The sequence below is a fragment of the Streptomyces durbertensis genome, from assembly GCF_014156695.1.
GTDB lineage: Bacteria > Actinomycetota > Actinomycetes > Streptomycetales > Streptomycetaceae > Streptomyces > Streptomyces durbertensis.
Genome location: NZ_WMLF01000150.1, coordinates 1 through 11,398, shown reverse-complemented (window position 1 = coordinate 11,398; position 11,398 = coordinate 1). Strand labels below are relative to the sequence as shown.

Genomic DNA, 11,398 nt, shown 5'->3' with positions numbered 1-11,398 from the left:
GTGCCTCAGTCGCCAAAGGTCCGGTCCATGTCCCTGGCCGCGTCGGCCGCCGCCCGCTCGACGTCCTTCTTACCGGTCAGGATGGCCTGCACCATCTGGGCGAGCGTCTTCCTGCCCTGCACCTGCCCGTACGCGGGCGTCGTGGGCACGGTGGTCCCGCCCTCCAGCATCTGCCGGGCGAACGGCGCCACCAGCGGTTCGCCGCCGTCCCTCACCTTCTCCACCAGCGGACGCTGACCGGGGAAGTACCCGGACTGCTCGGCCCACTTGGCGGTGAACTCGGCGTCGCTGAGCAGTTCGACCAGCTCCCAGGCGAGCTCCTGGTCCTTGGCGGTGTTGAACACCGCCAGATGCGAGCCGCCGAGGAAGGACGGGCTGACGCCCCCCTTCGGACCGGGGATGGGGGCGGCGGCGAGCTTCCCCTTCAGCTCGGGCGCGGCCGCCAGCACGGCGGACGGCGTCCAGCTGCCGGAGACGGCCATCGCCACCCTGCCGGCCGTCAGGTGGTCGACCAGATCGGCCTCGTTCCACGTGGCCGCCGCCTTGGTGGAGACGCCGTGCCGGGTGGCGAGGTCGGTGTAGAAGCGGATGCCCTCCACGGACTTCCGGCTGTCGACGGCCGACTTCCACCGCCCGTCCTTCTGCACGGCCAGGTGACCGCCGGCACCCCAGATGAAGGCGTCCAGCGCGTACTCGCTGTCCCCGACGACGGGGAACGGGATCATCCTCGGTTCGAGGCTCTTCAGCCGGACGGCGGTCTCCTGGAGTTCCTTCCAGGTGGTGGGCGCGGACAGGCCGTGCTTGTCGAACACGTCCTTGCGGTAGAGCAGGGCGCGGACGCCGGCGTACCAGGGCACGCCGTAGAGGCGGTCCTCGTGCGTCGCGGCCTCCCGCAGCCCGGAGACCAGATCCTTGTCGAGACCCGCCCGCCCCGTGCGGTCCGTGAGGTCCACCAGCGCGCCGGCGTCGGCGAACTCGGTCGTCCACGTCGAACCGACCTCCGCCACATCCGGCGTCGTGCCGCCCGCCATCGCCTTGGTGAACTTGTCGTGCGCGTCCGGCCACGGCACGTACTGCACCTTCAGATCCGCACCCGTCCGCTCGGTGAACGCCTCGCGGACCTCCTTGAAGAAGGGGCGGGAGTCCGGATTGGTGCCCTCCATGATCCAGACCGTCAGGGCGCGGTCGTCGGCGCTGCCGCTGCCTCCGCAGCCGGCGGCGCCGCAGGCCAGCAGGCCCAGGGCCGCGCCGACGGCGATCAGTCGCGTTCTCATGGCCGCTCCCCTCGATGTGACGTGGTCACAGGGTGCGGCATCGCGCCGCCGGCGCCGCGCAGCGGCGCGGGCGGCGGCGCGACGATCGACAGTTTGGCGTAGCGCCACCGCCAGGTGCGCGGCCGGACGGGTTCCAGTTCCCCGACCCCTCCCCCAGCCTCCGGCCGGGGGAGGGACCCCCACAAGTTCCCGAAACCGGGGCGCTGCCCCGAACTCCGATCACGACCTGGCGGCCCCAGGAAGGGCTACTCGGCCTTCTCGTGGGGGAGTTGGCGGCCGGTCGCGGCGTCGACGATCGTGCGGTCGCCGAACTTCTCGTCGAGCTTCAGCTTCACCTTGTCGGTGACCAGCTGCTCGGTGCAGAACTCGACGTTCTTGTCCTCCTTCTTCCAGCCGGCGACGATCACCAGGTCCTCGGTCTCGTGCAGGTGCGCGCCCCAGTCCTTGTCGCAGTTGCCGTGGCCGACGATGACGGTGAGGGTCCTGCTGTCGGGGTCGGGGCGTTCGGCGTTCTCCAGCGGCAGCATCTCGTCGGGGCGGCCGTCGAGCGGCTTGAGCCGTTCGGGCCAGGTGTTCTCGATGACCTCGGCCCGCTTCTCGAACCGGGTCTGCTTCTTGGTCGGCTCCTCACCGGGCCCGCCGGTCCGCACGGTCTGGTCGTCCTTGGCGCAGCCGGTCGCGGCCAGGGCGGTGGCCGCCGCGAGCGCCAGTGCCGTCGCTACTCGTCGCATCTCGCCTCCTTGGGGGGTTGCCGGTGTGACGAGGCGGGGGGCGGGACGGTTCCCCGGACGACGGTCCGCCCCCGGACAGCAGTGTGCCGCGGCGCCCGCCCTCGGTCGGGGGTGAGGACAGGCACCGCGGCGATTCCGTACACCGTTGTACGGGAGCTTGGGGTCAGAGGTCAGACGGTGAGTGCGCGGTCCGTGGGGCGGACCGGGGCCGGGAGGGCGCTGCTGCCGGTGAGGTAGCGGTCGACCGCGCGGGCCGCGGAGCGGCCTTCGGCGATGGCCCAGACGATCAGCGACTGGCCGCGGCCGGCGTCGCCGGCGACAAAGACGCCGTCCGCGCCGGTGTGGTAGTCGGCGTCGCGGACGATGTTGCCGCGCGCGTCGACCTCCACGCCGAACTGCTCGACGAGGCCGTTGACCCGGTCCACGCCGGTGAAGCCCATGGCGAGGGTCACCAGCTGCGCCGGGATCCGGCGCTCGGTGCCGGGCTTCTGCTCCAGCTTGCCGTCCTTGAACTCGACCTCGACCAGGTGCAGCCACTGGACGTTGCCGTCCTCGTCGCCCTCGAAGTGGGTGGTGGAGACGGAGTAGACCCGCTCGCCGCCCTCCTCGTGCGCGGAGGTGACCTTGTACAGCATGGGGAACGTCGGCCAGGGCTGGCCCTGGGAGCGCTCCTCGCCCGGCCTCGGCATGATCTCCAGCTGGGTGACGGAGGCGGCGCCCTGGCGGTGGGCGGTGCCCACGCAGTCGGCGCCGGTGTCGCCGCCGCCGATGACCACGACGTGCTTGCCCTCGGCGGTGATCGGCGGGGTGACGAAGTCGCCCTCCTGCACCTTGTTGGCCAGCGGCAGGTACTCCATGGCCTGGTACACACCGCGCAGCTCGCGGCCGGGCACCGGCAGGTCGCGCGCCGTGGTGGCGCCGGCGGCGACCACCACGGCGTCGTAGCGGCGGCGCAGGTCGGCGGCGTTGACGTCCGTGCCGATCTCGACGCCGGTGCGGAACTTGGTGCCCTCCGCGCGCATCTGCTCGACGCGGCGGTTGATGTGCCGCTTCTCCATCTTGAACTCGGGGATGCCGTAGCGCAGCAGGCCGCCGATGCGGTCGGCGCGCTCGAACACGGCGACGGTGTGACCGGCGCGGGTGAGCTGCTGGGCGGCGGCCAGTCCGGCCGGACCCGAGCCGATCACCGCGACCGTCTTGCCGGACAGCCGCTCGGGCGGCTGCGGCGTGACGTCCCCGTTGTCCCACGCCTTGTCGATGATGCTGACCTCGACGTTCTTGATGGTCACCGCGGGCTGGCTGATGCCGAGCACGCAGGCGGACTCACACGGCGCGGGGCAGAGCCGGCCGGTGAACTCCGGGAAGTTGTTGGTGGCGTGCAGCCGCTCGATGGCGGCCTGCCAGTCCTCCCGGTAGGCGTAGTCGTTCCACTCGGGGATGAGGTTCCCGAGCGGGCAGCCGTTGTGGCAGAACGGGATGCCGCAGTCCATGCAGCGGCCGGCCTGCTTGCTGATGATCGGCAGCAGGGAGCCGGGGACGTAGACCTCGTTCCAGTCCTTGACCCGCTCTTCGACCGGTCGGCTCTTGGCGACCTCGCGGTCGGTGGTCAGGAAGCCCTTGGGGTCAGCCATTGATCGCCGCCTCCATCATCTTCTCGTGGGTCTCGGACTCGCTGAGTCCCGCTCGCTCGGCGGCGTCCTTGGCGGCGAGCACGGCCTTGAAGGTGGGGGGAACGACCTTCTTGAAGCGCGTCTTGGCCGTGTCCCAGTCGGCGAGGAGCTTCTCGGCGACGGTGGAGCCGGTCTCCTCGTGGTGGCGGCGCACGACGTCGTGCAGCCACTGGTGGTCGTCCGCGTCGAGTTCCTCGACGGCGGTGAGCAGTTCGCGGTTGACGTTGCTCGGGTCGAGGTCGATGACGTAGGCGGTGCCGCCGGACATGCCGGCCGCGAAGTTGCGTCCGGTCTCGCCCAGGACGACGGCCTTGCCGCCGGTCATGTACTCGCAGCCGTGGTCGCCGACACCCTCGGACACCACGGTGGCGCCGGAGTTGCGGACGCAGAACCGCTCGCCGACCCGGCCGCGCAGGAACATCTCGCCGCCGGTGGCGCCGTAGGCGAGGGTGTTGCCCGCGATGGTGGAGTACTCGGCCAGGTGGTTGGCGGCCCGGTCGGGACGGACGACGACGCGGCCGCCGGAGAGGCCCTTGCCGACGTAGTCGTTGGCGTCGCCCTCCAGCCGCAGCGTGACGCCGCGCGGGATGAACGCGCCGAAGGACTGGCCGGCGGAGCCGGTGAAGGTGATGTCGATGGTGTCGTCGGGCAGTCCGGCGCCGCCGAACTTCCGGGTGACCTCGTGGCCGAGCATCGTGCCGACCGTCCGGTTGATGTTCCGGATCGGCACCTGCGCGCGGACCGGCTGCGCGGCCTCCACGGTCTCGGCGGCGAGCGCGTCGGCGGCCAGCTTGATCAGCTGGTTGTCGAGCGCCTTCTCCAGGCCGTGGTCCTGCACGGTGACGCAGTGCCGGACGGCGCCCTCGGGCAGCTCGGGCACGTGCAGCAGCGGGGCCAGGTTGAGGCCCTGCGCCTTCCAGTGGTCCACGGCGCGGCTGACGTCGAGGGCCTCGGCGTGGCCGACGGCCTCGTCCAGGGTGCGGAAGCCCAGCTCGGCGAGGATCTCCCGGACCTCCTCGGCGACGAACTCGAAGAAGTTGACGACGTGTTCGGCCTTGCCGGTGTAGCGGTCGCGCAGCACCGGGTTCTGGGTGGCGATGCCGACCGGGCAGGTGTCCAGGTGGCAGACGCGCATCATGACGCAGCCGGAGACGACCAGCGGCGCGGTCGCGAAGCCGAACTCCTCGGCGCCGAGCAGCGCGGCGATGACGACGTCGCGGCCGGTCTTGAGCTGGCCGTCGGTCTGCACGACGATCCGGTCCCGCAGCCCGTTGAGCAGCAGCGTCTGCTGGGTCTCGGCGAGGCCGAGCTCCCAGGGGCCGCCGGCGTGCTTGAGCGAGGTCAGCGGGGAGGCGCCGGTGCCGCCGTCGTGACCGGAGATCAGCACCACGTCGGCGTGCGCCTTGGAGACGCCGGCGGCGACGGTGCCGACGCCGACCTCGGAGACCAGCTTGACGTGGATGCGCGCCTTGGGGTTGGCGTTCTTCAGGTCGTGGATGAGCTGGGCGAGGTCCTCGATCGAGTAGATGTCGTGGTGCGGCGGCGGGGAGATCAGGCCGACGCCGGGCGTGGAGTGCCGGGTCTTGGCCACCCACGGGTAGACCTTCGGGCCGGGGAGCTGGCCGCCCTCGCCGGGCTTGGCGCCCTGCGCCATCTTGATCTGGATGTCGTCGCTGTTGACGAGGTACTCGCTGGTGACGCCGAAGCGGCCGGAGGCGACCTGCTTGATCGCCGAACGGCGGGTCGGGTCGTAGAGCCGCTCCGGGTCCTCGCCGCCCTCGCCGGTGTTGGACTTGGCGCCCAGCCGGTTCATGGCGATGGCGAGCGTCTCGTGGGCCTCCTGCGAGATGGAGCCGTAGCTCATCGCGCCGGTGGAGAACCGCTTGACGATCTCCGAGACGGGCTCGACCTCCTCCAGCGGCACCGGCTTCCGGTCCGACTTGAACCCGAACAGGCCGCGGAGCGTCATCAGCCGCTCCGACTGCTCGTCGACGCGCGCGGTGTACTGCTTGAAGATGTCGTAGCGGCGCTCACGGGTGGAGTGCTGGAGACGGAAGACGGTGTCCGGGTCGAACAGGTGCGGCTCGCCCTCGCGGCGCCACTGGTACTCGCCGCCGATCTCCAGCCGGCGGTGGGCCGCCGCGATGCCGGTGGCCGGGTAGGCCTTGGCGTGGCGGGCGGCCACCTCCTTGGCGACCACGTCGAGCCCGGCTCCGCCGATCTTGGTGGTGGTGCCGTGGAAGTAGGTGTCGACGAAGTGCTCGTCCAGGCCGACGGCCTCGAAGACCTGCGCGCCGCGGTAGGAGGCGACGGTGGAGATGCCCATCTTGGACATCACCTTCAGCACGCCCTTGCCGAGTGCCTTGATGAGGTTGGCGGTGGCCTGCTCCAGCTCCAGGTCGGAGGGGAGGAAGGTGCCCTCGCGCAGCAGGTCCTCGACGGACTCCATCGCCAGGTACGGGTTGACGGCGGCGGCGCCGTAGCCGATGAGCAGCGCGACATGGTGGACCTCGCGCACGTCGCCGGCCTCCACCAGCAGGCCCACCTGGGTGCGCTGCTTGGTGCGGATGAGGTGGTGGTGCACGGCGGAGGTCAGCAGCAGCGACGGGATCGGCGCGTGCTCGGCGTCGGAGTGCCGGTCGGAGAGCACGACGAGTCGGGCGCCGTCGGCGATCGCGGCGTCCGCCTCCGAGCAGATCTCGGCGATGCGGTCGGCCAGCGCCTGACCGCCGCCGGAGACCCGGTAGAGACCGGAGAGGGTGGCCGCCTTCATGCCGGGGCGGTCGCCGTCGGCGTTGATGTGGATGAGCTTGGCCAGCTCGTCGTTGTCGATCACCGGGAACGGCAGGGTGACGCTGCGGCAGGACGCCGAGGTGGGCTCCAGCAGGTTGCCCTGCGGGCCGAGGGAGGAGATCAGGGAGGTGACCAGCTCCTCCCGGATGGCGTCCAGCGGCGGGTTGGTGACCTGCGCGAACAGCTGCGTGAAGTAGTCGAACAGCAGCCGGGGGCGGTCGGAGAGCGCCGCGATCGGCGAGTCGGTGCCCATCGAGCCGATCGGCTCGGCGCCGGTGCGGGCCATCGGGGCGAGCAGGACCCGCAGCTCCTCCTCGGTGTACCCGAAGGTCTGCTGGCGGCGGCTGACCGAGGCGTGCGTGTGCACGATGTGCTCACGCTCCGGCAGGTCCTTCAGCTGGGTCAGGCCGGCGGCGAGCCAGTCCTGGTAGGGGTGCTCGGCGGCGAGGGCGGCCTTGATCTCGTCGTCCTCGATGATGCGGTGCTCGGCGGTGTCGACGAGGAACATCCGGCCGGGCTGGAGGCGGCCCTTGCGGACCACCTTCGCCGGGTCGATGTCCAGCACGCCGACCTCGGAGCCCAGCACGACCAGGCCGTCGTCGGTGACCCAGTAGCGGCCGGGGCGCAGACCGTTGCGGTCGAGCACGGCGCCGACCTGGGTGCCGTCGGTGAAGGTGACGCAGGCCGGACCGTCCCAGGGCTCCATCAGCGTGGAGTGGTACTGGTAGAAGGCGCGGCGGGCCGGGTCCATGGAGTCGTGGTTCTCCCACGCCTCGGGGACCATCATCAGCACCGAGTGCGGCAGGCTGCGGCCGCCGAGGTGCAGCAGCTCCAGCACCTCGTCGAAGGACGCCGAGTCGGAGGCGTCGGGGGTGCAGATCGGGAAGATGCGCTCGAGGTCGCCGTTGCCGAAGAGGTCGCCGGCGAGCTGGGACTCGCGGGCGCGCATCCAGTTCCGGTTGCCCTTGACGGTGTTGATCTCACCGTTGTGGGCGACGAACCGGTACGGGTGGGCCAGCGGCCAGCTCGGGAAGGTGTTGGTGGAGAACCGGGAGTGGACCAGCGCGACGGCGGAGGCCAGCCGGCGGTCGGAGAGGTCCGGGAAGAACGGCTCCAGCTGCCCGGTCGTCAGCATGCCCTTGTAGACGAGGGTGCGCGCGGACAGCGACGGGAAGTAGGTGGCGGCCTCCCGCTCGGCGCGCTTGCGCAGCACAAACGCGACGCGGTCCAGCTTGATGCCGGTGCGCGGGTTGTCGGTGGCGGCGTCCGCGACGAACAGCTGGCGGAAGGCCGGCATGGTGGCGCGGGCGCCGTTGCCGAGCAGCTCGGGGGCGACGGGGACCTCACGCCAGCCCAGGACGCGCAGTCCCTCCTCGGACGCGATCGTCTCGATGGCCGAGACGGCTTCGGCGGCCTCGGCCTCGTCGGCCGGCAGGAAGGCGGTACCGACGGCGTAGCCGCCGGCGGCGGGCAGCTCGAACGGGGCGACCTCGCGCAGGAAGGCGTCCGGGACCTGGAGCAGGATGCCCGCGCCGTCACCGGAGTCGGGCTCCGAACCGGTGGCGCCCCGGTGTTCCAGGTTGCGCAGCACGGTCAGCGCCTGCTGAACGAGCTGGTGGCTGGCCTCGCCGGTGAGGGTGGCCACAAAACCGACGCCGCAGGCGTCGTGCTCGTACCCGGGGTCGTACATCCCCTGCTTGGCAGGGTGGGCCGCCATGGACGCTGCACGCATGGGCTCTCCCGTCGTCGTCGGTGGCAGTTTTCAGGTGCCGAGGGACGACGCTGGCCCTCTGCGTTCAGGAAATTTTCGTGCAGGTTACATGATGGCCAGCTTCCCGAGAACTGGATAGTCGAGTCCATCATGCGGACGCCTGGAGTGGGCGCGCAACCGGAGGGGACAGCCGTCCCGCCCAGGTGGGCGCGGGGGCGCGTGGGCATCGTCGCCCACAAGCGCTCCCGGCTCCTGCCCCGCCGAAAAGCATTCGAAACCGCCTGGTAACCGTTGTCACCCGATGTGCGCAGTCGCATACGCGGGGCCGGTGCGCTCAGCCGTGCGCAAGCCGGTCGGTCACCACCGGTGCGCTCAGCCGATGGCGGCACCGAGCAGGGTGCCGAGGCCGTAGGTGAGCGCGGCGGCGGTCCCACCCAGGATGAACTGCCGGAGCCCGGTGTACCACCAGGTACGGGCCGTGACCTTCGACACGAGCGCGCCGCACAGGAACAGCCCCGACAGTGCGACGAGCACCGCCGGCCACAGCACGGTGGCGCCGAACAGGTACGGCAGCACCGGCAGCAGCGCGCCCACGGCGAACGCGCCGAAGGAGGCGACGGCGGCCACCGTCGGCGAGGGCAGCCCGCCCGGATCGACACCCAGCTCCTCCCGCGCGTGCAGCTCCAGCGCCTGCTCGGGGTCGCGGGAAAGCTGCTCGGCGACCGCGTCGGCGAGTCTGGGGTCCACCCCGCGCGCCCGGTAGCGGGCGGCCAGTTCCGCCTGCTCCTCCGCCGGGTGCCCGGCCAGCTCGCGGCGCTCGTGGTCGAGTTCCGCCTGGACGAGTTCCCGCTGGCTGGCGACCGAGGTGTACTCCCCCGCCGCCATGGAGAACGCGCCGGCGGCGAGCCCGGCCAGCCCCGTCAGCACGATGGTGTCCGGCGCGACCGAGCCGCCCGCCACACCGGAGATCAACGCCAGGTTGGAGACCAGGCCGTCCATGGCGCCGAACACGGCGGGCCGCAGCCAGCCGCCGTTGACGTCGCGGTGCCGGTGGTTCAGCCGGTGCACGGCGGGCTGGACGAGATCCTTGTCCCCGGGCTGGGTCATGCTCACGACGGTAGGCCGCCGGCGGCGGCGCTGCCAGCGAGGCAGGCCGAACTCACCGGTGTTGAGCTGCGGCTATGACGGAAAGTCCGGGGCCGGATACAGCTGTGCGGCCGGTCGGTCGACCGGCCGCACAGGAGGAGTGGGTCAGTCGCCCTTGGTCTCGTCACCGCCGGCGGCTCCGGCCTTCCGGGCGTCGGCTTTGTCGGCGGCGTCAGCCTTGCCGGCGGCAGCGGCCTTTCCGGCGTCGGCCTTCGCGGATCCGGCCTTCGCGGCGTCCGTCTTGGCGGAGTCGGCCTTGGCGGTGGCGGAGTCGGCGTCGGAGGCGTCCTCCGTGGACTTCCCGTTCCCGCCCTCGGCGGTGTCCTCCACCGCCGCAGGCTCGACGACCTCCTCGCGGCCCGGGGCCCGGCGGGCGGAGATCACGAAGTAGGCGACCGCGCCGAGGAAGACCAGCAGCGCCGTCCAGTTGTTCAGCCGCAGCCCCAGCACCTCGTGGGCCTGGTCGATGCGCATGTACTCGATCCAGAACCGGCCCGCGGTGTAGGCGGCGACGTACAGCGCGAACGCGCGGCCGTGGCCGAGGGTGAACCGGCGGTCGGCCCAGATGACCAGCAGCGCGACACCGACGCACCACAGCGACTCGTAGAGGAACGTCGGGTGGAAGGTGCCGAGGTCGGTGCCGTTGTCGATCTCCAGGGCCCACGGCACGTCGGTGGGTCGCCCGTACAGCTCCTGGTTGAACCAGTTGCCCCAGCGACCGATGGCCTGGGCGAGCGCGAGACCGGGGGCGACGGCGTCGGCGTAGGCCGGCAGCGGGATGCCCCGGCGGCGGCAGCCGATCCACGCGCCGACGGCGCCGAGGGCGATGGCGCCCCAGATGCCCAGGCCGCCCTCCCAGATCTTGAAGGCGTCGACCCAGTTCCGGCCCTCGCCGAAGTAGAGCTGGTGATCGGTGATCACGTGGTAGAGCCGGCCGCCGACCAGGCCGAAGGGCACCGCCCACACGGCGATGTCGGTGACCGTGCCGGGGCGTCCGCCCCGCGCCACCCAGCGCCGGTTGCCGAGCCAGACGGCGACGAAGATGCCGAGGAGGATGCAGAGCGCGTAACCCCGGAGCGGGAGCGGGCCGAGGTGCAGCTCACCGGTCGCCGGGCTGGGAATCGAAGCGAGGATGTTCATGGCCCCTCAGACGCTACCCTGCCGGGGCGTCCGAGGGGCAGCCGCGTCAGGACTTTTCCGCGGCCTCCTCGACCTTGTTCACCAGCATCTCGGGGGTGAACTGGGCGTTGCGGTCCTTGGAGAGGTCCTCGCCGTCCATGACCAGGGTGGGCGTCGCCTGGTAGCCGGACTTCAGGAAGGCCTCGTGGGTGCGGTCCACCCACTGGTCGTGGGTGCCCTGCTCGACGCAGTCACGGAAGGCCGGGGTGTCCAGCCCGTCGACCTTCTTCGCCAGCTTGACGAGGTTCTTCTTGTTCTCGAAGCCGCCGTCGGCGGTGTCCTGCTGGTGCTTGAAGAGCAGGTCGTGGTACGCGACGAAGTGGCCGGCGTCCTTGGCGCAGGCGGCGGCGTTCGCGGCGTTCTTCGAACCGCTGCTGCCGTTGTGGCCGTCGACGACCGTGACCAGGTGGTAGCGGACCTTGACCTTCCCGGCCTCCCGCAGCTCGTTGATGGTCCCGCCGAAGGTCTGCTCGAAGCCGGCGCAGCCGGGGCAGCGGAAGTCCTCGTAGACGTCGAGTGTGACGGGGGCGCGGGCGTCGCCCTCGGTGATCGGGGCCGGCGCGGGACCGGCGGAGTCGTCCTGCCCGCCGCCCTTCGTGGTGGCGAGCACGCCGATCGTGCCGGCGGCCGCGAGCACGGCGACGACCGCGAGAGCGGCCGTGAGCGTACGCCGTCGCTTGTCGGAGCGCTTCTGCCGCTCGCGCTCCTCCTTCAGGCGGTCGCGGGCGGAGCGCTGTTCCGGGCCGTGTCGGTCGTTGTTGTCGCTCATCACGTCGGGTGCAACGAGCGGCACCCGGACGGGGAGCGGGCGGGCGGCCGGTTTTCGCTCGTTCGAGTGTGAGCCGGGACCTCCGGGGGACGCGCGTGCGCGCCGTTCGTCGCACGGGACGACCG

7 protein-coding genes are annotated in these 11,398 nt (G+C 71.5%); all 7 read right to left on the bottom strand.

Annotated elements, in window-relative coordinates:
• Nucleotides 1-5: 5 nt before the first annotated feature.
• The gene (locus GL263_RS12580; RefSeq protein ID WP_182855753.1) at nucleotides 6-1,274 is read right to left on the bottom strand and encodes a sugar ABC transporter substrate-binding protein; all 1,269 of its coding nucleotides are present in this window, start codon (nucleotides 1,272-1,274) and stop codon (nucleotides 6-8) included.
• Between the two features lie 245 nt (nucleotides 1,275-1,519).
• Nucleotides 1,520-2,005 (bottom strand): hypothetical protein, encoded by a 486-nt coding sequence (locus GL263_RS12575; RefSeq protein WP_182855752.1) that lies wholly within the window; start codon nucleotides 2,003-2,005, stop codon nucleotides 1,520-1,522.
• Between the two features lie 170 nt (nucleotides 2,006-2,175).
• Nucleotides 2,176-3,636: a glutamate synthase subunit beta gene (locus tag GL263_RS12570; RefSeq protein ID WP_182855751.1), complete on the bottom strand. Its 1,461-nt coding sequence runs from the start codon at nucleotides 3,634-3,636 to the stop codon at nucleotides 2,176-2,178.
• Nucleotides 3,629-8,185 carry a glutamate synthase large subunit gene (gene gltB, locus GL263_RS12565; RefSeq protein ID WP_182855754.1) on the bottom strand — a complete coding sequence of 1,519 codons (4,557 nt, stop codon included), beginning with the start codon at nucleotides 8,183-8,185 and terminating at the stop codon, nucleotides 3,629-3,631. Before gltB ends, GL263_RS12570 begins: the two co-directional genes overlap by 8 nt.
• 366 nt (nucleotides 8,186-8,551) lie before the next feature.
• Complete coding sequence (locus tag GL263_RS12560; protein WP_182855750.1) at nucleotides 8,552-9,286, bottom strand: VIT1/CCC1 transporter family protein; 735 nt, start codon at nucleotides 9,284-9,286, stop codon at nucleotides 8,552-8,554.
• A 144-nt stretch (nucleotides 9,287-9,430) separates the two neighbouring features.
• Nucleotides 9,431-10,465 carry a prolipoprotein diacylglyceryl transferase gene (lgt, locus tag GL263_RS12555; RefSeq protein WP_182855749.1) on the bottom strand — a complete coding sequence of 345 codons (1,035 nt, stop codon included), beginning with the start codon at nucleotides 10,463-10,465 and terminating at the stop codon, nucleotides 9,431-9,433.
• Between the two features lie 46 nt (nucleotides 10,466-10,511).
• Nucleotides 10,512-11,273, bottom strand: a complete 762-nt coding sequence (locus GL263_RS12550; protein WP_182855748.1) for a DsbA family protein — start codon at nucleotides 11,271-11,273, stop codon at nucleotides 10,512-10,514.
• Between the last annotated feature and the right edge of the window lie 125 nt (nucleotides 11,274-11,398).